The 24,144-nt window shown below is 38.5% G+C and carries 19 protein-coding genes and 1 pseudogene; 14 read left to right on the top strand and 6 right to left on the bottom strand.

The window, feature by feature from the left end:
* Positions 1 to 6: 6 nt before the first annotated feature.
* On the bottom strand, positions 7 to 1,320 hold the full coding sequence (locus tag CLV48_RS00760; protein ID WP_106565339.1) for an APC family permease: 1,314 nt from the start codon (positions 1,318 to 1,320) through the stop codon (positions 7 to 9).
* A gap of 551 nt (positions 1,321 to 1,871) precedes the next feature.
* Between CLV48_RS00760 and rocF the strand changes: the two genes are divergently transcribed.
* The 8 genes from rocF to CLV48_RS00715 all read left to right on the top strand — a co-directional run bounded on the left by rocF (position 1,872) and on the right by CLV48_RS00715 (position 9,357).
* Positions 1,872 to 2,822: an arginase gene (gene rocF / locus CLV48_RS00755; protein ID WP_106565338.1), complete on the top strand. Its 951-nt coding sequence runs from the start codon at positions 1,872 to 1,874 to the stop codon at positions 2,820 to 2,822.
* 532 nt (positions 2,823 to 3,354) lie between these two features.
* Entirely contained in the window at positions 3,355 to 5,145 is a 1,791-nt protein-coding gene (gene argS / locus CLV48_RS00745) for an arginine--tRNA ligase (RefSeq protein ID WP_106565336.1), read from the top strand.
* A gap of 1 nt (position 5,146) precedes the next feature.
* Positions 5,147 to 5,728, top strand: coding sequence for a glutathione peroxidase (locus CLV48_RS00740; protein ID WP_106565335.1), 582 nt, complete (start codon positions 5,147 to 5,149; stop codon positions 5,726 to 5,728).
* A gap of 82 nt (positions 5,729 to 5,810) precedes the next feature.
* On the top strand, positions 5,811 to 6,725 hold the full coding sequence (locus CLV48_RS00735) for a 1,4-dihydroxy-2-naphthoate polyprenyltransferase (protein ID WP_106565334.1): 915 nt from the start codon (positions 5,811 to 5,813) through the stop codon (positions 6,723 to 6,725).
* Positions 6,726 to 6,792: 67 nt separating this feature from the next.
* A complete protein-coding gene (locus CLV48_RS00730; protein WP_106565333.1) occupies positions 6,793 to 7,644 on the top strand; it encodes a universal stress protein in 852 nt (283 codons plus the stop codon).
* A gap of 1 nt (position 7,645) precedes the next feature.
* Positions 7,646 to 8,002, top strand: coding sequence for a translation initiation factor (locus CLV48_RS00725; RefSeq protein ID WP_106565332.1), 357 nt, complete (start codon positions 7,646 to 7,648; stop codon positions 8,000 to 8,002).
* Positions 8,003 to 8,044: 42 nt separating this feature from the next.
* Positions 8,045 to 8,764, top strand: coding sequence for an SGNH/GDSL hydrolase family protein (locus CLV48_RS00720; protein WP_106565331.1), 720 nt, complete (start codon positions 8,045 to 8,047; stop codon positions 8,762 to 8,764).
* The gene (locus CLV48_RS00715) at positions 8,761 to 9,357 is read left to right on the top strand and encodes a phosphatase PAP2 family protein (protein ID WP_106565330.1); all 597 of its coding nucleotides are present in this window, start codon (positions 8,761 to 8,763) and stop codon (positions 9,355 to 9,357) included. The genes CLV48_RS00720 and CLV48_RS00715 overlap by 4 nt, the downstream gene beginning before the upstream one ends.
* On the opposite strand, the gene CLV48_RS00710 is transcribed toward CLV48_RS00715, so the two are convergent.
* On the bottom strand, positions 9,338 to 10,324 hold the full coding sequence (locus CLV48_RS00710) for a GSCFA domain-containing protein (protein ID WP_106565329.1): 987 nt from the start codon (positions 10,322 to 10,324) through the stop codon (positions 9,338 to 9,340). The two genes, CLV48_RS00715 and CLV48_RS00710, sit on opposite strands and share 20 nt — an antisense overlap.
* A gap of 92 nt (positions 10,325 to 10,416) precedes the next feature.
* Here CLV48_RS00710 and gldC point away from each other — a divergent pair, with 92 nt between their 5' ends.
* Together gldC and CLV48_RS00700 are read left to right on the top strand one after the other, a co-directional pair.
* Positions 10,417 to 10,761, top strand: a complete 345-nt coding sequence (gldC, locus tag CLV48_RS00705; protein WP_106565328.1) for a gliding motility protein GldC — start codon at positions 10,417 to 10,419, stop codon at positions 10,759 to 10,761.
* 363 nt (positions 10,762 to 11,124) lie between these two features.
* Positions 11,125 to 14,091 (top strand): annotated as a pseudogene (locus tag CLV48_RS00700) (TonB-dependent receptor).
* A gap of 131 nt (positions 14,092 to 14,222) precedes the next feature.
* Here the strand turns inward: CLV48_RS00700 and CLV48_RS00695 are convergent.
* Complete coding sequence (locus tag CLV48_RS00695) at positions 14,223 to 14,672, bottom strand: GNAT family N-acetyltransferase (RefSeq protein ID WP_106565327.1); 450 nt, start codon at positions 14,670 to 14,672, stop codon at positions 14,223 to 14,225.
* A 190-nt stretch (positions 14,673 to 14,862) separates the two neighbouring features.
* Here CLV48_RS00695 and CLV48_RS00690 point away from each other — a divergent pair, with 190 nt between their 5' ends.
* The gene (locus CLV48_RS00690) at positions 14,863 to 15,273 is read left to right on the top strand and encodes an OsmC family protein (RefSeq protein ID WP_106565326.1); all 411 of its coding nucleotides are present in this window, start codon (positions 14,863 to 14,865) and stop codon (positions 15,271 to 15,273) included.
* A 98-nt stretch (positions 15,274 to 15,371) separates the two neighbouring features.
* On the opposite strand, the gene CLV48_RS00685 is transcribed toward CLV48_RS00690, so the two are convergent.
* Both CLV48_RS00685 and CLV48_RS00680 read right to left on the bottom strand, forming a co-directional pair.
* Positions 15,372 to 16,049, bottom strand: coding sequence for a potassium channel family protein (locus tag CLV48_RS00685; protein ID WP_106565325.1), 678 nt, complete (start codon positions 16,047 to 16,049; stop codon positions 15,372 to 15,374).
* Between the two features lie 77 nt (positions 16,050 to 16,126).
* On the bottom strand, positions 16,127 to 16,963 hold the full coding sequence (locus CLV48_RS00680) for a hypothetical protein (protein ID WP_106565324.1): 837 nt from the start codon (positions 16,961 to 16,963) through the stop codon (positions 16,127 to 16,129).
* Positions 16,964 to 17,111: 148 nt separating this feature from the next.
* On the opposite strand from CLV48_RS00680, the gene CLV48_RS00675 reads away from it, so the two are divergent.
* Positions 17,112 to 18,593 carry a potassium/proton antiporter gene (locus CLV48_RS00675; RefSeq protein ID WP_106565323.1) on the top strand — a complete coding sequence of 494 codons (1,482 nt, stop codon included), beginning with the start codon at positions 17,112 to 17,114 and terminating at the stop codon, positions 18,591 to 18,593.
* A 38-nt stretch (positions 18,594 to 18,631) separates the two neighbouring features.
* On the opposite strand, the gene CLV48_RS00670 is transcribed toward CLV48_RS00675, so the two are convergent.
* The gene (locus CLV48_RS00670) at positions 18,632 to 21,187 is read right to left on the bottom strand and encodes a phosphoenolpyruvate carboxylase (protein WP_106565322.1); all 2,556 of its coding nucleotides are present in this window, start codon (positions 21,185 to 21,187) and stop codon (positions 18,632 to 18,634) included.
* 238 nt (positions 21,188 to 21,425) lie between these two features.
* On the opposite strand from CLV48_RS00670, the gene CLV48_RS00665 reads away from it, so the two are divergent.
* Together CLV48_RS00665 and CLV48_RS00660 are read left to right on the top strand one after the other, a co-directional pair.
* Entirely contained in the window at positions 21,426 to 23,732 is a 2,307-nt protein-coding gene (locus tag CLV48_RS00665; protein ID WP_106565321.1) for a putative monovalent cation/H+ antiporter subunit A, read from the top strand.
* A 1-nt stretch (position 23,733) separates the two neighbouring features.
* Positions 23,734 to 24,144, top strand: a complete 411-nt coding sequence (locus tag CLV48_RS00660; RefSeq protein WP_106565320.1) for a Na+/H+ antiporter subunit B — start codon at positions 23,734 to 23,736, stop codon at positions 24,142 to 24,144.

Genomic DNA, 24,144 nt, shown 5'->3' with positions numbered 1-24,144 from the left:
GGTAATTTAGAGCCTATCATTATTCTTTAAAATCTTTTGGTTTATTGTTTTGCTATCAAATAAATACAGGACAAATCCGATTATGATAAACCCAAGCCCTATGAGACTTTCTTTAGGTCTGTCATAAAACATAAATATCATTACCCAAAGGCTGAATATGATATAAATAATCTGTAACCAAGGTCTCAAAGGGCTTTTGAATCCCTCTGCCTTTTTAACCAATAAGGATGAGGCTATGGTAAAGGTCCCCATCAACTGCAACACAAAACCCACATACAAGAGGACTGTTTCAAAGGAGCCGGTCAACATCAGCAAAAAGCTTAAAAAAGTATTGAACCAAACAGCCCTTACAGGTATTCCATTTTTATTGGTCTTGGCCAAAGGCTTCCATAATCTAAATTCCTTAGCCATGGCGTTGGTAATCCTAGGTCCAACCCAAGTATAGCCACTTATGGTGGCAATCAATTGAATTCCAATAAACAAACTCACCCAAAAGACACCTTGAGTCCCAAAAATATTGCCAAATGCCAATGTTGCAACCTGAACTTTCCCTGTAAGTTGATCTATGCTAGCATGCTTAAGAAATATCAATTGAAGCAATACATAAACTACCATTACCAAAATTGTAGCCGAAATCAATGCCTTCGGTAGGTTTTTCCTGGGTTGGTCTATTTCTTCTACTATATAGGCCGCAGAATTCCAGCCTGTATAGGCATAAAACACATAAATTAGGGATACGGCAAAGCCAGGCTTCAACATTTCAGTTTTCCAAGTTGGACTGAAGTCGAAAGAAGGTACGGATAGTGTTGATGCCCACCAGACACCAATGACAATCAAAGAAAAAACAAAAACAACTTTTATTGCGGTAAGAACATTTTGAACAGTGCCGGACTGATGTACAGAATAGGAATGGAAGATGCTCATGGCAATGATGGAAACTATACCCATCACTAAACTGAATTCAGGACCGATTAATGGTTGCCAATATTGGACCATAGCCATAGAAGCGATAGCCACAGGAGCTGGAAACCCAATAGTCAGGGAAATCCATGCATAAAGGTACCCTACAGATGGATTAATAGACCTGGACAGGAAAATATAATCTCCCCCGGATTTCTTAAAATGTGTACCTAATTCAGCATAAACAAATGCACCGATCAAAGCCATCATTCCACCTATCAACCAAAGAAGGATAATGCTCCATGTATTCTGACTGACAGCAACTTGAAAACCCAAACTGGTAAAAACTCCGGTTCCGATCATATTGGCAACAACGAGTCCAGCTGCAGTTTTCCAACCTATTTTATCTCTAATGTTCACAATAAGGGAATTAATTAACGGCTCAATTTAAAATTTTTCGGGAAATAAATACCACGCAGTTTACAAGAGCATAAATTTGGTCTAATGTTCCCTACCTTAACCAATTAATTTTAGGAATAAAATAATTCTCTGCATCGATCAATGATTTTTGAAAATTGGATGAAATTCTGATAGGAAATAAGATATAGGGTCGTCATCCTGAATCCGAGGTAAGAGGATAAAGTGTCCCCCTGACTTTAGGGGATACTTCACTTAACTACCAATGATAGAAATGTACATTACTTTGAGTGAAGTGAAGATTCGCCGATTTTATGGGAGATTCTTCGACTCTGCAGGCTCCGTCTTAGAATGATGCAGCTCATAAGACACCATTCTCTTTTTGTACATTTTCCTAAATGTTAAATTCTCAGTACGACGCTGAATTTTGTCAATGGTAAAGGAAAATACCTTTTCTCTCTCCTACTAATATTTCAATTGCTTGGTGCTTGATGCTCAAATAGCTACTTTTGGGGCACTTAATTGTTTGATTGAGATAAACCCAAAGAAATAAAATGAGAGATATCAAATTGGTTGAAGTCCGCTCGGAAATCGCAGCAGGTACAAGAGGTGCCAGCATGGGAATCGATGCGTTAAAAATTGCCAGCCTGGACAAAACTTCAGATTTTTTTACCCAGTTTGACCCAATTAATGTACCTGATGCCAACAGCTTTTTGTGGAAGGGCAACAGACACCCTCATGCCAAATACATTGATGGTGTGTATCAGGTATTGAAAAATGTGTACAGCACCATTGAATCACTTAGATTGGAAAAGAAATTCCCTATCGTGCTGGCCGGAGACCACTCTACCGCAGCAGGTACCATCATGGGAATTAAATCTGCCAATCCGGAAAAGAGACTGGGTGTAATCTGGATTGATGCACATGCTGACCTACACACTCCCTATACTACTCCATCTGGTAATATGCATGGTATGCCTCTGGCAATGTGCATTCAGGCAGATAACATTGAATGCCAAGTGAATGACCCTTTAGAAGATACTATCCTGTTTTGGGAAAAAATTAAGAAAATCGGAGGTGAATTCCCTAAAATTAAGCCTGAGGATATTGTATTTATTTCTGTGAGGGACACTGAGGAGCCGGAAGATTTCCTAATAAAAAAATATGGCATCAGGAACTTCACCACTGATGATGTAAGGACTTTGGGTGTCGACAAAGTGGCTAAAGAAGCTTTGCATATCCTGCAGGATTGCGAACAGATTTATATTTCCTTTGATGTGGACAGCCTGGACTCTTCTATTTCTGTAGGTACCGGAACCCCGGTTCCCAATGGTCTTACTGTTGAAGAGGCTTTGAAATTGAATGCCGAACTCATCAAGGATAAAAGGGTATGTTGCTGGGAAATTGTGGAAGTAAATCCAACTTTGGACACAGAAAATATCATGGCAGAAAATGCTTTTGATATTCTTGAAGCCACCACCAAATCCTTGGTTGAAAATTTCTAATCCTCATTTTGCAGGTTGATGTGAAGGGAAAACCATAAACCGCAATGGACGCTAAGGAAATCAATGTAAAACCTCCTTTGCGGGCTTGGCGGATAAATCAAAACCGCAATGAACGCTAAGGAAAAATGTAGTGAAAGTTTTACTTTGCGGACTTGGCGGTAAAAAAAAATAAACCGCAATGGACGCAGGGTAAGACGGAATATGATCATTCCTCTGAGAGCTTGGCGGATAAATTAAAACCGCAATGGACGCTAAGGAAATCAATGTAAAACCTCCTTTGCGGACTTGGCGGTAAAAAAATAAACCGCAATGGACTTAGAGAAAGACGGAATATGATCATTCCTCTGCGGGCTTAGCGGAAAATAAATCCGCAATGAACGCTAAGGAAATCAATGTATAACCTCCTTTGCGGACTTGGCGGTAAAAAAAAAATAAACCGCAATGGATGGTGATTAGGAAGATTCTAAACCTTTCTTTGCAGGATTTTCGGTTTAAAAATAAATTTATATAGCCTATAAGGCATTTGAATAAAATGAATCTAGAAGAACAAATAATTTCCAGTTTACACCAGGCATTCAAAGACCTGTTTGACCAAGAAATCAGTATAAATGAGCTCTCACTCCAACCCACAAGGAAGGAGTTTGAAGGCACTTTTACATTTGTGGTTTTCCCTTATCTAAAGTTAACCAAACTCAATCCTGAGGCTTCAGGTCAAAAGTTGGGTGAATATTTGCTGCAAAACTGTGCTGTTGTGCCAGCTTTCAATGTTGTAAAAGGGTTCCTCAATATCAGCGTAAGCCAAAATTCATGGATTGAGATCTTTGGTCAATTATACAACAATCCTTCTTTTGGTCAGCTTTCAACCAAGGGAAAGCGTGTTATGGTTGAATATTCTTCGCCTAACACCAATAAGCCCTTGCATTTGGGACATTTAAGAAATAATTTCCTCGGATTTGCGGTATCTGAAATCATGAAAGCCAACGGCTATGAAGTAATCAAAGCCAACCTGGTTAATGACAGAGGAATTCATATCTGCAAATCAATGGTAGCCTACAGGCACTTTGGCAATAGTGAAACCCCTGAGTCTTCCGGATTAAAAGGTGACCATTTAGCTGGGAAGTACTATGTGATATTTGACAAGGAATACAAAAAGCAGATCAATCAACTGGTAGAAAAAGGCCTTTCCGAAGATGAAGCTAAGAAAAACGCTCCCCTTATGTTGGAGGCTCAAGAAATGCTGAGACTATGGGAAGCTGGCGACAAAGAGGTTGTAAGCCTTTGGAAATTGATGAATTCCTGGGTTTATGAAGGTTTTGATGTCACATACAAAAAGATGGGGGTAGATTTTGATAAGTTTTATTATGAGTCAGACACCTATCTATTAGGCAAGAATATTGTGGAAGAAGGTCTTGAAAAAGGAGTTTTCTATAAAAAGGAAAATGGCTCCGTTTGGGTGGATCTCTCTGATGAGGGGTTGGATGAGAAGCTTGTCCTCAGGGCTGATGGCACCTCGGTATATATCACCCAAGATATGGGAACATGTGACCTAAAATACAATGATTTCCAGATCAACAAATCCGTATATGTGGTAGGAAATGAGCAGGATTATCATTTTGATGTCCTATTCAAAATAATGCGCAAACTAGGGAGACCCTACGGAGATGGGCTTTACCACCTGTCCTATGGCATGGTAGACCTGCCTACCGGAAAAATGAAATCCAGAGAAGGAACAGTGGTCGATGCTGACGACCTGATCCAGGAAATGGTTGAAACTGCCGAGAGTCATACCAAAGAATTAGGGAAAATAGATGGTTTCACTGCCGATCAGGCTGCAGAATTGTATGAGATCTTGGGTTTGGGTGCACTGAAATATTTCCTATTGAAAGTAGATCCAAAAAAACGCATGCTCTTCAATCCTCAGGAATCCATCGAATTCCAGGGAAATACCGGTCCATTTATCCAATATTCGCATGCCCGAATTGCTTCAATTTTGAGAAAAGCAGATCAAATAGGGGTTGATTATTCTTCCAAGGGCTTTGAGGAAATCAACCAATTGGAAGATTCCGAAAGGGACCTGATTGTAATTCTTAATGATTTTGAGAAAAAAATCAGGCAGGCTGGTGAAGAATATTCACCTTCTGTTTTGGCTCAGTATTTATTTGATCTGGCCAAGGAATACAATAAATTCTACGCAGAATTACCGATATTTAATGAAAAAAACAGCTCTATTCAGGCTTTCAGGATTGCACTTTCTGCTCTTACTGCGAAAACAATCAGAAAAGGAATGAGTTTATTAGGCATTAAAGTCCCAGACAGAATGTAATATGAAAAAAATCTTATTTGCTTTAGCCGTTATTTCCATTGCCTGTACCTCCAGTGTACAGAAACAAAATCCTGAATTTATCTCAACCCTTGAGCAATTGCTTATGGAAAAATCTATTTACGATTTTAAATTGAATGATATCAATGGAGAAGAAGTTGACTTTTCCCAATTCAAAGGCAAAAAGCTTCTTCTGGTCAATGTGGCGTCTAAATGTGGCTTTACCCCACAATATGCAGACCTACAAAAACTCCATGAAATGCATGGAGACAAGGTATTGATCCTTGGTTTCCCTGCCAATAATTTTGGTGGTCAGGAACCAGGCAACAATGAAGAAATCAAGCAATTCTGTTCAGAAAATTATGGGGTCACATTCAAAATGATGGATAAAATCTCAGTCAAAGGGGCTGATAAACACCCCTTGTACAGGTGGCTATCAGATAAGGACCTGAACGGTTGGAATGAAAAGGAGCCTAGCTGGAATTTCTGCAAATACTTTATCAATGAAAAAGGTGAATTGGTGAAGTTCTTCCCATCATCTGTCAAACCAACCGATAAAGAAATCATTGATTTGGTTACAGCTTGATTCTTGATTACTACAATATGATTCAGCCTGCATTCTGTGATAAGGATGCAGGTTTTTTATTAGTTTTACAAAAAAACACAAAGTGCAAGTTACCCTTCAAAACAAAAAGCAGGCCTGGCTTCATGCCCTTCGTTTGAGAACATTGCCCCTGGCCCTATCCAGTATTTTAATGGGCTCTTTTTTGGCGGCTTACCATCAAGCATTTAGGTGGGAAGTACTAGTATTGGCAGCGCTTACAACCATATTCCTGCAAGTTCTTTCCAATCTTTCCAATGATTACGGGGACAGTATACATGGTGCTGACAGTGCAGAAAGAGAGGGTCCTGTCCGAGCGGTACAATCCGGAGTCATCCAACTTCATGAAATGAAAAAGGCCATCATATTATTGAGTTTGCTTTCCTTAATTTCTGGCCTCTTATTGTTGTACCTGTCATTGCAGGATATCAAATTGTTTTTGTTATTCTTGGTGTTTGGCTTGGCTGCTATCTGGGCAGCCATAACATATACTGCAGGCAATAACCCCTATGGTTATGTGGGATTGGGAGACATTTCCGTATTTATCTTTTTCGGATTATTAGGGGTAGCCGGTAGTTATTTCCTGCACCACCTAGAATTTAGTACAAGCATTCTTTTGCCGGCAGTTTCTTTGGGCTGTTTCAGTACTGCTGTCCTGAACATCAATAATATCCGGGACATTGAATCTGACAAAAAAGCCGGGAAGCGATCGATTCCTGTAAGGATTGGAAGGAAAAAGGCCATTACCTACAATTGGCTGCTCATCCTATCAGGCAATTTTGCAATCCTTTTGTTTGCATGGGCAAATCAAGCCTGGGGCAGCTTATTGGCCTTATTGGTATTACCTTTAATGATTTCAGTAGGCAAAGCTGTACAGTCCAAAACCATAGCTATAGAACTGGATCCATACTTGAAGAAAATGGCCCTCTCAACCTTATTCTGGGTAATACTTTTTGGTTTAGGACTAATATTTTTCACATAAATTCTCATCAGATTATATGTATTGATGGATTTTTTGTATTTTCCAAAATCATTCAAAAACCAACCATATGAAGACAATTCTCGTACCCTACGATTTTTCAGAAGAAGCGGGCTATGCATTGGAATTTGCAAAAGGCCTTGCAAAAAAATCCAAAAATAAACTAAAACTTTTCCATGTGATTGAATTGCCTACTCCGCAAAGTTTTAATTCTTATGGAGAGGTGGGAGCTTTTAGCAGTGAAGGAACCCAGATTTTTATGATCGAACTCATTGAAAAAAGAAAAAAGCAGATGGCTGCTTTTGAAGAAGAGCTTAAAAATGAGGGCTATACATTCGAAACCAAAATGGTTTTCGGGAACCCCTTTGCGGGTATCGCGAAGGAGATAGCTGAAATCAAGGCAGATATTGTAGTTATGGGGAGTAAAGGCTCCTCAGGACTTGAAGAAGTTTTGATAGGAAGCAATACTGAGAAAGTTGTAAGAAATGCAACATGCCCAGTGATAACGATCAAAGGCCCAGTATCTCCGGAAGAAATCAAAAAGGTGGTATTCGCCAGTGATTTCAATGATGTGCCATCAGATGTTATCAAAAGGCTCAAATCGGCTATTGAAACCATTGATGCAGAATTACATCTTGTCAAAATCAATACTCCCAGCATGTTTGAAAGTACTAGAACCTCTATGGGCAAAATGGAAGATTTTATCGATGATTTTGAGATCAATGCCGCATCAAAAGTTGTCTACAACAGTTCCACCGAAGAAGACGGTATTTTGGAATATGCAGAAGATATTGATGCTGATATGATTGCCATGGCCACTCATGGAAGGACAGGTTTCCTTCATTTATTGAGTGGCAGTATTGCAGAAGACGTGGTCAATGCCGCCAAAAGACCGGTATGGACCATGAAATCCAAAAAGTAAAATGAGTAAAAAGAAAAACAATGACTGGAAAAAAAGGGATGGAGTAGTCTATTCTACCAGTGAAGATTTTGAATACAGCTTGGATGCCGAATCAGAACAGGAAACCTTAGCCCCACAGCAACAAAACCTAAAAGTTATGTTGGATAAAAAATCAAGAGGGGGAAAACAGGTAACACTTATAGAAGGTTTTATCGGTTCGGAAGATGATCTTAAAACATTGGGGAAATTACTTAAAACAAAATGTGGTGTAGGAGGAAGTGCCAAAGATGGCGATATCCTCATACAAGGTGACCATAGGGAAAAAGTTCTCCAGGTTTTACTTCAGGAAGGTTACAAAGCTAAAAAATCAGGGGGTTGAAGCAATTCAACCCTTTTGTTATAAAATGATAATAGCAGAATAATGATTGTAAACAGAATTCTTTACTTTTTTGAATTGATTTTGTTGATTCCCATTTTTCCTATACTTTACTTATTTGGAAAAAAACTAAGACAGAAAATTGGCAGATTGCCTGCTCATTCTGAGTTTTTGTCATTACAAGGCAAACAAAATCAAGCCAATTTACTCATTATTGGAGAATCCACAGCTGCAGGGGTAGGTGCAAGCAAACAAGAATCAACCTATGCCCATCAACTCTACCAGTTATTGGGAAAAGAATTATCGGTTTACAACTTGGGAAAGAATGGACAGCAGGCCAATAAACTTAAAAGACTTTTGGCGCATGGCAAACAAGAAATACCCTTCCCTATTGAAAAAGCAATTCTACTTATCGGAGCAAATGATTGCTTCAAATTTACCCCACCTTCAAAGTTCCGAAGAGAACTGAAAGGCTTTATTCAATTACTTTCACAGACCTATAGAACGAAGAAAATAATTATACCTTCCGTTCCTCCGGTCCATCTTTTCCCTGCACTTCCTGCAATAATAAGATTTTTCCTGTTTTGGCATAGGAAAATGCTGACCATGGAAATCCAAGATTTAGCAAAAGAGAATGATATTTTAGTTTATTTGCCTCTTAAAGACAATTTCCCAAAAGAATTTTTTGCAGCTGATGGGATTCATCCATCAGACCTTGGATATCAAAAACTCGCTGAAGAAGCCCTTGGAAGTATTCATTCATGAAACAAAAAATTGCATGGTTCCTGACCATAATCGGCCACCCTCTGATTTTGGGAACCACCTATGTACTTGTGATGGGAATGGCCAATCTTCCAAAAGATAAGGCTTGTCTATTGTCAATTTTAGTTTTGGGATTAATTACCTTCCCGATTATCATTCATAATTTGAGAAAAATTAAAAAAGGTAGTTACACCAATTTTGATGTATCTGATCAAAACCAAAGAAAAGGATTCTATCCCTTTGCGGTATTGCTTTTTCTGATTTTATTGTTTGCATGCTATTTTTTGAACTTCCCAAAAACCGTGGTTGTCAATACCCTCATATTTTTTATGATGTTGTTACTACTGGCTTTGGTTAACTTAAAAATCAAGGCTTCATTACATGCAGCCATTTCATTCTTTGCAGGAATGGGATTCTTAAGTATTTCCTGTAGCATAGGAATTCTTGTCTTGATATTGGCTATGGGCACAACTTGGTCAAGATTAGAATTAAAAAAGCATTCTAGGATTGAGGTCCTAACCGGCATGATGGCAGGCTTATTATTTGGAATAATAAGTTTTAAACTACTCCAATCCCCTATTTTCCCCTATACCTAGTTTGCTTTCTCAAGTGATCTATTTCTTTGGAAAAATCAAAATCCCTACTGTATTTTTCAATTTTCTTTTGAAGGTTATCCAAAAACTTCTGATGGGTCGGACTTTCAGGATTAAAAGGTCTATGGTCCAAGTCCCTTCTTATACCTTCAAATTCCTGAATCAAAGGATAGGATTTAGGATCTATCCATGTGTGCTTAAACCTTTCCCAAATATAATCTTCGGCTTGACTGTTGGGATGAATAAGGTCTTCTTTGTAATACCGATAGTCCCTTAGCTCATCCATCATGATTTCATAACTTGGAAAATAGTGGACAAAATCAAAGTCTTCTGATAAATTGTGGGCTGCAAGCCGAAGAATGGACTTGCTCAGCTGGTTTTCAGGTATGCCATCCTTTATATGCCTGACCGGACTTACTGTGAGTAAAACAATGGCATTAGGGTTGAATTGTTTAAATAAGTTGAAAAAGCTTCCTAATGCTTTTTTTATTTCATCGGGATTAAGCAACCGCTTTTCAAAGAGGCTGGAGGGCTGTTTATGGCAATTGGCTACGATTTGCCCTTGGGCACCAAATTCATAGACCCAAGATGTACCAAGGGTGATCAAAATATGGGTTGCAGATTCTAGCACCTGTTTGGCCTGGGCCTGCTTTTTTTGGATCAACCTCAGCAATGATTCTTTAGAATAGGCCACAACATCAGAATGCATTCCAAAATAAAGGTATAAGCCATCCCGCACGAGAATTAAATCAGAATTGACAGGCATTTCCAAAAGGGAATCCTCCATCACCTGAGCGATGGAAATCGGATTGAAAAGTGTACCAAACGGGTTGTTCAATACAGTAAATTTTCTATCTGCCAATTTGTCTCCCATCACAGAAGAAAAACATGAACCAATAGAAAAAAGGCCTGAATGATGATTGATTTTGGCCTTACCCTCCGGAATATCAAAAGAAATTGTCCAATGCATGACCTAAAAATAGAAATAAAGAAAGGTAACTGGGGAACAAAAATGGACAAAAATTTATTTTAACTAGTTTTGTGATGAAATTCTGAAAATCAATGAAAAATTCTGAAATCAAATTTGTAGTCCAGCTGGACGATAAAAATCTACCAAAAGCCATTCAATGGGATGCTTCTGATAAGGAATCCGAGGGACTGGAATCTACCAAAAGCATTAGTTTAAATGTATGGGATAATCTGAATCACAACACTTTACGGATTGATCTTTGGACGGAAGATATGTCTGTGGTTGAAATGAAAAGATTTTACATTGACATCTTGGGTGGAATGGCCCAAACCATTCTCAATAGTACCGGTGATGAATTCATGGCAGAGGAAATGAAGGATCTATGTGACAGGCTAGTCAAACATGTCAATGAGGAAAATAAGAAAATGAGTAAATAAACATTTTGATTTGGCAATCTGGATGTTGGTTTTAGGGTAATTCTGAAAAAAAAATGCGTCTTTTTAACATAATCTAAAACCAACATCTATTTTTTCCAATCCAGGTTAAATACTGGAAAATCTTCAATCCTAGCTAAGATAAAATAAGAATTGAGCTCATCTTTTCAGTGTATTTTTTTCTCATACACGATCATTTTCTTTTGATAATGAAGCAGTTTCCAAAATTCTTGAAAAGTTTTAAAAAAAGTTAAAATATTTTTTTTTGCATTTTGATTAATAATTGTGATTTTAAACTAATTTTCCGTGGTATTCAGGAATATACTGAAGGGATTAAAATCAAAAACAATTAACCCAACATAGCTTATGCAAAATTTTACCAAAAGTTTATGGCAAGTAGTTTTTTTATTGCTTGTCATAGTTTCCTTATGTAGTCATGAGGCATTTGCCCAGACGACCTCCATTTCTGGAAAAGTCACAGAAGACAAGACCAAAGAAACCCTTGTAGGGGTTAATATTGTGGTCAAAGGTCGGGTTGTAGGTACCATCACTGATCTCAATGGTAATTTTAACCTTAGAGTCAACCAAGCCCCTCCCTTTACTTTGGTTTTTTCTATGATCGGATTTACCAGCAAGGAAATTGAGATCACTGAATCCAATGTCTCCAACTTACAGGTTACTTTAACTGAAGCCAGCATTCTTGGTCAGGAGATAGTAGTATCCGCCTCAAGGGTGGAGGAAAGTGTTCTTCAATCTCCAGTAACAGTGGAAAGAATGGATATCATTTCTATCCGGGAGGCTCCACAGGCGAATTTTTACGACGGACTGAAAAACATGAAAGGGGTAGAAATGAGTACCCAGTCACTCACTTTCCAATCTTTTAACACTAGAGGCTTCAATGCCAATGGTAACGTAAGGACAGTTCAGCTTATTGATGGTATGGATAACCAGGCTCCGGGTTTGAACTTCTCTGTTGGAAACATTGCCGGTATCTCTGAACTGGATCTGGAAAGTGTGGAATTGCTTCCAGGTGCTGCATCTGCACTTTATGGACCAAATGCCATCAATGGTATTTTGTTGATGAATTCAAAAAACCCATTCCAATACCAAGGATTCTCTGCTCAAATCAAAAGTGGTATCATGGATCAAAATACCAGATCCAATCCAACCACCGGATTCTATGATTTTGCTGCGAGATACGCTACTGCCTTCTCTGACAAAGTAGCCATGAAATTCAATGTCAACTATCTGAGAGCAGACGATTGGCAGGCCAATGATTTCCGCGACCAATCTTTGTTGAATGGTTTTGGAATAGAAAATGGTACAAGAGAAACTAACCCAGGCTTCAACGGTGTGAACATTTATGGTGACGAAACCAATGTTAACATGTTCAGTGTAGCTCAAAGTCTGGTAGGTGCAGGTGTACTTCCTCAAGCTGCTTTGGCTTTGGTGCCACAGACCTTTGTTTCAAGGACAGGTTATTTGGAAAGAGATTTGGCAGATTATGGAACCAAATCATTGAAATTGAATGCTGCATTGCATTGGAGACTAAACGATAATGTAGAAGCGATTTTCCAAGGTAACTATGGTGCAGGAACTACAGTATACACAGGAGCTGACAGATATTCCATAACTGGATTCAATATTGGACAATATAAAGCAGAATTAAGAGGAGCCAATTGGTTCTTAAGGGCTTATACCACCCAAGAGAGGTCAGGTGACTCTTATGCAATCGGAATTGCAGGTCAAGGTATCAATGAGGCATGGAAACCTAGCCAACAATGGTTCGGTCAATACGTAGGTGCTTTTGTTCAAGCTAGAAGTCTTGGTTAAAATGAAGCTCAGGCACATGCTACAGCAAGGGGAGTTGCAGACCAAGGAAGGTTTTTACCTGGAACTCCTCAATTCAATCAAGCTCTTGAAGATGTTAGGTCCAGACCTATTCCAGGTAATGCTCAGGGCGTCGGAGCAAGATTTGTTGACAAAACCAACCTCTACCACTTGGAAGGATCTTATGCCTTCAAAGACATCAAATTTGCTGATTTCGTAGTGGGAGCCAACTACAGAGTATATGCTCTTAACTCAGAAAGAACGTTATTTGCAACTGATGACGATGGCAATGAGTTCAATATCAGAGAATTTGGTGGATATGCCCAAGGTAGCAAAACCATTGCGGATAAATTGAAAGTAACTGCTTCAGTACGTTATGACAAAAACGAAAATTTTGACGGTCAGTGGTCACCAAGGGTTGCGGCTGTTTACACAGCAGGAAAGCATAATTTCAGAGCTTCCTATCAGACAGGTTTCCGCATCCCGACTACTCAAGATCAATACATAGATTTATTAACCCCTCAGGCAAGATTGATCGGTGGTCTTCCTCTATTTAGAGAAAGATATAATCTGAACAACAATCCTGCTTATTCCTTAGCTACTGTTACCCAGTTTGGAACTGCAATCCAAACCTTGGCTGCTAATCCTCAATTCCAACAACAGGTATTCCAACAAGTTTATAGCCAGTTCCCTCAAGGAACACCTCCAAATGATCCTGCTGTGTTGGCAGCTGTAGCACAAGCTATACCAGTAGTAGCTGCACAGCAAAATCAGGGACTTAAAACTCCTTACCGATTCACCAGATTCCAACCGGAAATTGTAAGGTCTTATGAAGTAGGTTACAAAAGTTTATTGGCAAATAACCGTTTGCTTATAGACGGTTATTTCTACTACAACAGGTTTGAGAATTTTATTGGAGGTCAGATATTGGTGCAGGATAGGTTCCCAGGTTCTGGAATTGCTTCAGATTTAGGCCTGAATTTGCTGAGCGCAAATTCAAGAAATATTTATTCTATGCCTGTTAACAGGGAAGAAGTAATCAAATCTTATGGATGGGCTTTAGGAGCTGATTATCAGTTGCCTAAAAACTACACTATTGGTGGTAACGTTTCCTTCAACAAATTGGCTAATTTGGATGAATTGGCAGAAGTGGGCTTTATTCCTTCTTTCAACACCCCTGACTACAGAACCAACCTAACCTTTGCCAACAGAAACATCAACAACAAAAACATCGGTTTTGCTTTAGCATGGAGATGGCAAGGTGAATTTGTATGGCAGTCTTCTTTCGTATCACCTGCTGTAAATACCCAACAGCTTTCTGTAATGCCTGCATTCAGTACTTTGGATGCCCAGGTAAGTTACAAGGTGAAAAGCATCAAATCAATCGTCAAATTGGGTGGACAGAACCTATTCAACAGTTCAGGATACCGTCAGGCTTGGGGTAACCCAACTGTAGGTACAATGTACTTTGTGTCCTTAACTTTTGATGAATTCTTGAATTAAAAGAAAATCAAACTGGTAAAAAAAGAGGCTGTCCATTTATGGAACAGCCTCTTTTTTTACAGGTTGGCATCTGAATCAAATTTCAATTAGCCAAATTTAATGGCCTTCATTTGACTTTTTATACATTCTGTTTATCTATTCACAAAGTCTTGGTTTGTTAGCCTCATCGGAGTCACATTACCATAAAAATCGAAGGTTTCTCCTATTATTTTTGCTCCCAACTTTGACAATAGGCTTACTGTAATATCCCTTGCATCAATATGGATTTCATTAACCCCATCATCTAAAAGCTCTTTAATGCTCTGTTCTGCTAGTTTTTTACCTATGCCCTTTCCTCTCCAGTCCGGTGCGACTGCATACCTGCCCCAATGCCAGATATTGCCTTCCCACCAAGCTGTGGCCAGTGCAATTAGCTTTTGTTTATGAAAAGCTCCCCAACTTTTTTGTGGTAAAAACTTCACAGGAAGGTAAGAAGAGGGAATATTTTGCTCTAATGAAAAAACCATTTCCATCAATTCAATTGCAAGTGCCATTTGGGCATCCGATAATTGAACAATAATTAAGTCTTCGTAATCTTCCATTCCTTGAATTTAAATCTTATTTTTAGGATTGATCAACAAATTGATATTTTATTGATCGCAGGATTGTAAAAACAAATGAATTTATGAAATCGGGAATGAATTAAACCACACTCAGGGATATTTTCATGCAAGATTTCAAATACTTCCCCAACTGAATTGTCGGGATGACCACTAAAAAACAAAAAAACATATGAAAAGAAAAGCTACTGCCGTATGGCAAGGTTCAGGAAAAGAGGGCAAGGGACACTTGACCACAGAAACAGGAGTATTGAATAAAACCCAATATTCTTTCAGCTCAAGATTTGAAGAAGGAACCGGCACCAATCCGGAAGAATTGATTGCAGCAGCCCATGCGGGTTGTTTTTCAATGAAACTCAGTTTTAACCTAAGTGGGGCAAATTTCCCTCCTAAGGCACTGGAAACCCAATGTATTATCACCTTTGAAGAAGGAACTGTAAAACAGTCCAAATTAATTTTGAAGGCAAAAGTGGATGGAATCGCTGAGGATAAATTTGCGGAATTGGTAAAAGATGCTGAAAAAAACTGTCCTATTTCCAGGCTTTTGAATACGGAAATTGTGGTAGAATACACCCTTAATTAAATAATCGATTTAGGCTTTTGGATAATAAATTTCCAAAAGCCTATTTCTATAAATGGAGAAAATAAAGTTGCCTTGAAAAAGTTTTGAAATACGGAAATTTAATTGTTTTGATATTTTGAAGCATAAGAAACCAGTTTGGCAATAACTACCGCAGGGTAAAGGATACCAACAACAGAAAGGAAGGAAGATAACATTTTTGCCAAAGTATTTACTGGGTGAACATCCCCAAAACCCACAGTACTTAAACTAACAAGGCTGAAATACATAAAATCACCAAAATCCTGATCCGCGCCCGACAATTGAATATTTCCTTCTATGGAAGACCCTGAATATAATTGGATCAATTCCATCCCAAAGGCTCCCACCAATGCCATGCAAAGGTATACATTGACCGCTCCAATTATTCTATAAGCATTGACTTCCTCATCCCTGAACAATAAGCGTAAATTGATAATCATAAAGTGAATGAGATTCAGAATAATGACAACTCTTTCAAGATCATAAAATTCATAGGGATTATTAGCGAACCTGATAATTCTTAGTCCGAGATGGAGCGAAAGCATGATCATAGAAGAAATTACAAAGACCTTTTCTCTTGCCGAAAAAGTACCTATAAAAAATAAGGCTATGAACATGAAGTTTAAAAGGAAAGTATTTTCCCACTTGTCAATTATCACAGGCAGGATAAAAACAATGATCAGTAACATGACCAATAAGGAAATAAAGGAAACATCGGATTCCCAATACTTTTTGGTCTTGTGTAATAAATTGCTCATCTACTCTGAATTTGAACTTACTTCATAATACTTTAAGAATCAGTATAAGGCAATAAATGTTTCTAAATCACCAATTGTCAAAAAGGAAGTATTATCAAAGGAATTGAACCATCATAAACCAACTCATTGACGAGAAATTTTCTGAAGAGTTTATCTTTGAATGTTCGGCTTCCCCTCTGGACAACCAAAATCTGACTATTATCTCCTGAGACAAAGGATTTCAACTTTGTAAAAAGGTCTTCACCAGAAAAAACAGCAGTTTCAACCATCAGATTGGTATCCACTTTTTTTGAAATAGCTACTAAATAATCATTCAGTTCCTCTACTTTATCATTTTCCATAGCAATACTAATCCATTGAATGGAGGTCACGGTATTTGGTAGGTAGAATAGCAAGCGCTCCAATTCCTTGAGATTCAATTCATATTTCGGATGAACACTTATCACTATCTTTTTTGGCTGGAATTCATGCAAATGCTTTGGAACTGCCACTGTGATTTGGTTAATTTTTTCAACCACCTCATTGACCATGCTACCTAGAAAAACTTGTTTCAACAAGCCCCCACCTTTTAATCCCATTAATATGAATGCAGGAACAGAGGGATGATTTTTCTTAAGAAATTCAATGATAGGTTCTTCTAAGATTTCAAAACCGATCCGAGCTTCTTCTCCAAAAATCAGTTTCTTCATCCTTAACCAGGTCCTGTTGATTTCATGAATATGTCCATATTTCATTTTTAACCTCAACTCATGATTTGCTAAGGTAGGAACCTGAAAATCCAGTTCATGAAAAACTTGGACTTCCAGCTCTAAATTTTCTGACCATCGCCTTGCAACCTGTAATACTTTTTTGGAATAATCTGAGAAATCCACTAAAACCCATAATTTGGGTTTTTCACCTGAGTTACTTTTCATAAAATCAAATTAACAAGCATAAGAATTAAATATAAGAAATCAGGGAATGGAATAATGAATTTTATTACCTAAAATGTATTAAAAATGTCAATGATTTGGAAAAAAAACCCGCTAAAAACTAATTTTAAATAACAAAGCCAAAAATAGCATGAGCCTTACTTCTGAAAATATTTTGTTTATTGGGTCTATTCTGCTTTTTTTAAGTATCCTAGCAGGAAAAACCTCTTATAAATTTGGCGTCCCTACCCTTATCCTTTTTTTGGGATTAGGAATGTTGGCAGGAAGTGATGGTCTTGGAATTCAGTTTGACAGCCCCTCTACAGCTCAGTTTATAGGAATTGTTTCATTGAATTTTATCCTTTTCTCAGGTGGACTAGATACAAACTGGAAGTCCATCAAACCCGTACTTTGGCAGGGCATATCGCTTTCTACTCTTGGAGTTCTGATAACAGCAGTATCCTTAGGCCTTTTCTTTTGGCAAATTTCTGATTTCACAGTATACGAGGCTTTACTGCTTGGGGCAATTGTATCTTCAACAGATGCTGCTGCTGTATTTTCTATTTTGAGGTCAAAAAGCGTCGCATTAAAATACAAATTAAGGTCAGTTCTGGAATTAGAAAGTGGAAGTAATGATCCTATGGCCTATGTTTTGACCATCGCTTTTCTTGGACTTGTCACTAATCCAGAGACTTCTTTTGCTTCACTTATCTCTACATTTTTTTTACAAATGATCCTGGGAGCAACTTTAGGTTTACTCTTTGGCTGGATAAGCATCCATACCATCAATAAAATCAACATTGGATTTGATGGCCTATACCCTGCCTTGGTGATAGCTTTAATGTTTATAACTTTTTCCTTTACAGATCTTGTAGGTGGAAATGGTTTCCTTGCTGTCTACCTTTGCGCAGTTTATATAGGCAACCATGACTTTATCCATAAAAAAACAATACTTAAAATATACGATGGAGCGGCATGGCTCATGCAGATTGTGCTATTTTTGACCTTAGGACTTTTGGTCAACCCAAATGAAGTTATTCCCTTAGCTGGCTTGGGTCTGGCTGCTTCCTTATTTTTGATATTTGTATCAAGACCACTAGGTGTATTTTTATCTCTTTTACCTTTCAATATGAAAAACAGAAGGAGATGGTATATTTCTTGGGTAGGTCTTAGAGGAGCCGTGCCAATAGTTTTTGCAACATATCCTTTGATTGCAGACATAGAAAAAGCACCTGTAATTTTCAATGTCGTATTTTTTATTTCAGTAAGCTCTGTGCTTATTCAAGGTACAACACTTTCGAAAGTGGCAACTTGGTTTAAAGTGGCTTTACCGGAAAAAGCCAAACCTGTGTCACCATTGGATAGCTTTCTCAAAGAAGATCCTAAAACGGCAATGGTGGAAATCAATATTCCTGAGGAAAATGTAGTCGTAGGAAAAAAAATCCTTGAATTAGGTTTTCCCAAGAATGCCATCATAGCAATGATCAAGAGAAATAAAAATTACATAACACCAAATGGAACTACGAAAATCCTTGGTAACGACACCTTGATCGTATTGGCAGAAAATTACGATCACTTAAAAAATGTATATGAAGTTTTGAATTTACCGACCCCTGATTTTGGGGATGATTAGAAAAACGGCACTGGGTATTCAGTGCCGTTTTTCTATTATTAAGCTGCATTTCTAGCAGCATTGATAATGCCAAACATGGTGCGCAGGATGAGTTTTTGTAAAACTGGATCATCCACCCCTTTTTCCAGCATAGTCTGAATGGCATATTGCTGAATAGTAATCACTGGCAATACGATTTTCTCTCTAATAGCAATGGATTGTTTGGAAGTTGGATTGTCTTCCAACAAGGTCTCCATTCCAGATACTTCAAGCAACAATCTAATGGTCCTTTCATACTCTTCAAACATCAATTGCCAAAACTCTGAATACCTTTTGTTTTTCTTCAGATAAGCCGTAGCCTCATAAAAAGACTTTGCCAATGACTGCATGGAATTTCCAAGAAGGGACCGGAAGAAGAGCGAATCATTATATAACTGCTTGACCGCTTCAAACTTCCCTTCTCTTTTTAAGGCATCCAAAGCTGCTCCAACCCCAAAAAATCCCGGTATATTCTGCTTCATCTGCGCCCAGGAGCCTACAAAAGGTATGGCCCTAAGGTCGTCGAATTTCAAACCGGAATCCTTACCACGCTTAAGTGGTCTCGAACCGATATTGACTTGACCAAAATATTTCAGAGGCGTGACATGTTCAAGATAGCTTAGAAATTGGGGATGGCTTTTGAAGTCTTTGTAAAAGTTATAGGACACATCTGCCATTTCATCAATCAGTGCCCTCTGATAGGCATTGAGTGTTTTATCTGAATTTAAATAAAGCTCATTTTCAATCCCCGCACACAAAAGCTGTTCAAGATTGTAACTACAGGAGACAGGCTTTCCATAATTGGCAGAAATGGTCTGTCCCTGAATGGTTACCTGGATTTCCTTGTTTTCTACCTGAGGGCCATGGGAAGCATAGAAATTGTGCATGTTACCCCCTCCCCTAGCAGGTGGTCCCCCTCTCCCGTCAAAAAAGACCACATCTACATCATATTGTCTGGATATTTTGGTCAATTCCTCTTTGGCCCGCAAAATAGACCAATTGGCACGTATATACCCTCCGTCTTTGGTCCCATCAGAAAAGCCCAACATAATGGTCTGCTTGGATTTTCTGTTGAGCAAATGCTTTTTGTAAGCAGGATTTTGGTAAAGCAGCTCCATGATTTTTGGGGCTTCCGCAAGATCATCTATGGTTTCAAATAAAGGAACAATATCCAAACAAAGCTCTTCATGGTCTTTGCCCAAGGTAAGCCTTCCCAATTGGAATACCTCCATCACATGCAAAGCCGACTGACAGTTGGAAATGATGTAACGGTGGAGACCATCTTCCCCATTGTTCTTCTGGACCGTACGTATAGCATCAAAAGATTTCAACATTTCCTGATGAAATTCATCCTTCAGCAGGCTGATATCCGGAAGGGATTCAAAATCCAGAATAAACTTTTCTTTATCTTTTTCATGAAGCTGTTGAAATGTTTCCAATGCCTCCTCCCCTAACTGGATACCAATGATCTCATTCCAAAGCCCATCATGCTTCCTACTGTCCTGACGGACATCCATATTGGCAAAATGAAAACCAAAGATTTTAACTTTCAGGATAAATTCATCCAATTGTTCCAAGAATAAGCCATCGTGATGCTCGACCAGCCCTTTTCTGGCCTCCATCAGATCAAACAATAACTCCTCTTTGCTCTTATAATAATTTTGGTTTTCAAATAAGGAATTAAAGAGTCCATTTTCAACCTTCAGCATAATCGGCTCTACATGCTTAAAGGTTAGCCTCTTACGTATTTTTCTCACATCACGGTAATAACATCTCAAAATCCATTTTTGAAGTCTTTCGGCTACCTTTATGGTTATATCATGGGTCACAAAAGGATTTCCATCCCGATCTCCACCTGGCCAAAACCCAACTTTTAACAAACCGGTATTTTCCCATTCATGGAGTGGGAATTCCAACATATTGAGCAGGCGGGTAAGAATATCAGGAATAGTCACATAAAAAACATTGACCAAAAACCAGATCAAACTTACTGCCTCATCCAATGGTGTTGGTTTTTCTCTATTTATAAAAGGGGTTTTCCCTAATTGCTGTAAAAGCAGATTGATGTTACCCAGATCATTTTCCTTTATAGCAGATTCAAGGTCTGTAATTATTCCTAATACATTGCCTGGATAAAATTGCGTTGGGTGAGCAGTCAAAGTAAGCCTCACTGAAAAATCTTTCAGTTTCTTAATCAATTCTTCCCTTTTTCGGTCATTGTCTACCCTTGCCACCAATGCCTGAAGACTTCCTTTTCCCTTGACATCATGAATTTTGTCAAAGGCCGCATCCTCTATAGAATCGAATAGTACTACTTGCCGCTCTACGTACTGCACCATCTTAAATAGCAATTCATGCCTTTCTTCCTCGGTATTTTTGGCCATCAATTCATCAAAAAAACCATGAATAATTTCCTTTGGTGTCTTCTTATTCTGAAATCCTTCATGGCATTTGGAAGCCAAAATCGGCAACAAGGTTCCAGTCCTGTGGATATCACTAAAGGGTAAATCCAAAAACAGACTGTTGTAAATGGTAAATCTTTTGGCTACTTCGGTTTCGTAATTATTTTTTGACATGATAGGTTTAAGGTTTTGAAAGGCTGAATTTAACAAAAAAACAACAAATACGATTTATGTTTAATTTTTTGTCAACAAAAACCCATAACTCCGTGAAAAAAATTAAAAGGAATGCATTTTTTTAACAAAAAGACAAAGAAAAACCAAAATTTTTCTCTTGCGTAAAGTCGTAGAAGTTACATGCTTTGAATAATTTCGGGAATAAATATTCTAATTTAGAAAACATAAATTCTGTTTTATGATATTGGCCGTTCTGTTAGGGTTTATTTTTGCAATTGGGACTCCCTTATGGCGTAGAATCCTATTTAAGACTTTCCCTTACCTCTATTCAGCGGTCCCCGTACTGCTTTTCATTTATTTTGTATCAAAGCTCCCAGAAATAAATGGATCAAACTTCCTTATTGAAACAAACAGTTGGATTCCCCAACTGGGAATTGATCTGAATTTTAGATTGGATGGACTTTCCATGCTTTTTTCCCTGATGATCACAGGAATTGGTTCTTTGGTTTTCATTTACACCAGTTATTACCTCAAAGGTCATAACTACCTGGATAGGTTTTATGCTTATTTATCCATGTTTATGGCCTCGATGTTGGGCGTGGTACTTTCTGATAACCTGATAACACTTTTTATTTTTTGGGAATTGACCAGTATCAGTTCTTTCTTTCTGATTGGATTCAACAATGAGGAAGAATCTTCCCGCAAGTCTGCACTGACTGCTTTAGGTATCACAGGTTTGGGAGGATTGTTCATGTTAGTGGCTTTTATCTGGATAGGTGCAATATCAGGTACATATTCCTTAACAGAAATGATGAGTCAGCCAGAGGTACTGAAAAACAGCTCTGCATATTTTTGGATTATTATTCTGATTTTCATCGGGGCATTTACCAAATCTGCCCAATTCCCCTTTCATTTTTGGCTGCCTGGTGCCATGAAAGCCCCTACTCCAGTGAGCACTTATCTCCATTCAGCAACTATGGTAAAGGCAGGCATATTCCTCCTTGCCCGTTTTACCCCAATCCTTGGAGACAGCCCGGAATGGAATTGGACACTGACTATTATTGGTGCAGTAACTATGACTTATGCTGCTGTCCATTCTTTATTTAGAACGGACCTCAAAAGTATTTTGGCTTATTCTACCATTTCAGCTTTAGGGATATTGGTATTTCTGATCGGTCTGGGAACCGAGGGTGCCTTATTGGCTGCTGCCTTATTTATCCTTACCCATGCACTTTATAAAGCAGCCTTATTCCTTATCACGGGAATTATTGACCATGAGACAGGTACAAGGGAAATCCTCCAACTTTCCGGCCTTAAAACCAAAATGATGCCGGTTGCAATTGCTGGCTATATCGCTGCTTTGTCAAGTGCTGGCCTTCCTTTTTTATTGGGATTTCTTTCCAAGGAGGCAATGTATGATGCTACATTACAGCTTCCCACGGCAGCTGGATTATTGACATTTCTGGTAGTTCTAACCAAAATCTGCTTATTGGTAGCAGGGCTCTGGGCAGGGTTCAAACCTTTTTCAGGAAAGATTTCAGAAGCTTCAATTTCAGCCAAAATGCCCTCTCCAAAACTGTGGATTCCAACAATATTATTGGGATGCCTTAGTCTTGCATTCGGGATTTTCCCAGGACTGATAGATAAAACACTGATACTGCCTGTTCTGAACAGTATAGCCGGATATGAGGCTGACACATACCTGGCCATATGGCATGGATTCAATTTAGCTTTAGGACTAAGTATTTTGACCTTGGTTTTAGGTACCCTGCTTTTCATTTATTGGAAACCAAGTCCTGGCAAAATAAAGGCAATCGAACGATATGCATCACTTTCACCTGAAAATCTGGTAAATGTTCTGGGAAAAGGTTTTCAGGCCTTTGCTGAAAAATGGACTTCCTTTTTTCAAAATGGATACCTTCGAAATTATGTGATTACCATCCTTTTATTTTTGAGCATTATGGTTGGTTACCGCCTTTTTTCGGGAGTTGTGATTTATCTAGATTGGAATCAGATTTCTGAAATCACCACTTCTGAATTCGTTGTGGTCTTCTTGATGGTGACTTCTATATTCTTTGTTGTCTTTTCCAAATCCAGGACTGCTGCAATAGTTGCCCTGGGAGTTATCGGTTTTTCAAATTGTCTTTTCTTTTTGTATTACTCCGCTCCGGATTTGGCAATGACCCAATTTTCCATAGATACACTAACCGTATTGTTATTTATGCTGGTACTTTTCAAACTTCCCTTGAACAAAACATTTTCCAGCGTTCCTATACGGATAAGGGATGCCGTTATTTCCCTGTTTTTCGGGGCCTTGATTGCTATTTTGGCTTTAGAGGTTTTTGAAGAATCAAGTATCAGGGAGGTTTCTGATTACTATGCAGACAATGCCTATATCTTGGCAAAAGGTAGAAATGTGGTAAATGTAATTTTGGTGGATTTCAGGGGATTTGACACCATGGTGGAAACTGCGGTATTAGTAATTGCAGCTATCGGTGTATTTAGCCTTATGTACCTGAACCTTAACCCTGAAAAGAAAGACTGACATGAAATCAATTATATTTAGAACCTCATCCAAATACTTACTACCGATCTTGTTGATCTTTTCGGTTTTTATCCTACTTAGGGGACATTATTTACCCGGAGGAGGCTTTGTCGGAGGTTTAATGGCTGCATTGGCATTTATTCTCCATTCGTTTGCCTTTGGGCTTGAAGAAACCAAGAACATCATCAAAATACATCCCGGATTTCTCATGCCCATGGGGCTGGTGTTTGCCCTGATAGCAGGACTAGCACCATGGATTTACCAGGAGCCATTTATGACCGGACTTTGGTATGGTGAACCTCTAAGAATGATAGGGATGGTAGGTACTGCTTTATTATTTGATATTGGGGTATATTTTGTGGTTATAGGTTCGGTTTTGACAGTCATGTTTTCAATAAGAGAAATTATTTGA

This window comes from Cecembia rubra, from assembly GCF_003014575.1.
GTDB classification, from domain to species: Bacteria; Bacteroidota; Bacteroidia; order Cytophagales; family Cyclobacteriaceae; genus Cecembia_A; species Cecembia_A rubra.
Note: the sequence above shows the minus strand (reverse complement) of the source record. Positions and strands in the feature narration are given on the sequence as shown.

What these genes read in the sequence shown, in the direction of transcription:
- gldC (WP_106565328.1), top strand. Translation starts at nt 10,417, where the DNA reads ATGAAAAATTCTGAAATCAAATTTGTAGTCCAGCTGGACGATAAAAAT.
- CLV48_RS00665 (WP_106565321.1), top strand. Translation starts at nt 21,426, where the DNA reads ATGATATTGGCCGTTCTGTTAGGGTTTATTTTTGCAATTGGGACTCCC.
- CLV48_RS00725 (WP_106565332.1), top strand. Translation starts at nt 7,646, where the DNA reads ATGAGTAAAAAGAAAAACAATGACTGGAAAAAAAGGGATGGAGTAGTC.
- CLV48_RS00675 (WP_106565323.1), top strand. Translation starts at nt 17,112, where the DNA reads ATGAGCCTTACTTCTGAAAATATTTTGTTTATTGGGTCTATTCTGCTT.
- CLV48_RS00680 (WP_106565324.1), bottom strand. Translation starts at nt 16,963, where the DNA reads ATGAAAAGTAACTCAGGTGAAAAACCCAAATTATGGGTTTTAGTGGAT.
- CLV48_RS00720 (WP_106565331.1), top strand. Translation starts at nt 8,045, where the DNA reads ATGATTGTAAACAGAATTCTTTACTTTTTTGAATTGATTTTGTTGATT.
- argS (WP_106565336.1), top strand. Translation starts at nt 3,355, where the DNA reads ATGAATCTAGAAGAACAAATAATTTCCAGTTTACACCAGGCATTCAAA.
- CLV48_RS00685 (WP_106565325.1), bottom strand. Translation starts at nt 16,049, where the DNA reads ATGAGCAATTTATTACACAAGACCAAAAAGTATTGGGAATCCGATGTT.
- CLV48_RS00660 (WP_106565320.1), top strand. Translation starts at nt 23,734, where the DNA reads ATGAAATCAATTATATTTAGAACCTCATCCAAATACTTACTACCGATC.
- CLV48_RS00710 (WP_106565329.1), bottom strand. Translation starts at nt 10,324, where the DNA reads ATGCATTGGACAATTTCTTTTGATATTCCGGAGGGTAAGGCCAAAATC.
- CLV48_RS00690 (WP_106565326.1), top strand. Translation starts at nt 14,863, where the DNA reads ATGAAAAGAAAAGCTACTGCCGTATGGCAAGGTTCAGGAAAAGAGGGC.
- CLV48_RS00715 (WP_106565330.1), top strand. Translation starts at nt 8,761, where the DNA reads ATGAAACAAAAAATTGCATGGTTCCTGACCATAATCGGCCACCCTCTG.
- CLV48_RS00730 (WP_106565333.1), top strand. Translation starts at nt 6,793, where the DNA reads ATGAAGACAATTCTCGTACCCTACGATTTTTCAGAAGAAGCGGGCTAT.
- rocF (WP_106565338.1), top strand. Translation starts at nt 1,872, where the DNA reads ATGAGAGATATCAAATTGGTTGAAGTCCGCTCGGAAATCGCAGCAGGT.
- CLV48_RS00740 (WP_106565335.1), top strand. Translation starts at nt 5,147, where the DNA reads ATGAAAAAAATCTTATTTGCTTTAGCCGTTATTTCCATTGCCTGTACC.
- CLV48_RS00695 (WP_106565327.1), bottom strand. Translation starts at nt 14,672, where the DNA reads ATGGAAGATTACGAAGACTTAATTATTGTTCAATTATCGGATGCCCAA.
- CLV48_RS00670 (WP_106565322.1), bottom strand. Translation starts at nt 21,187, where the DNA reads ATGTCAAAAAATAATTACGAAACCGAAGTAGCCAAAAGATTTACCATT.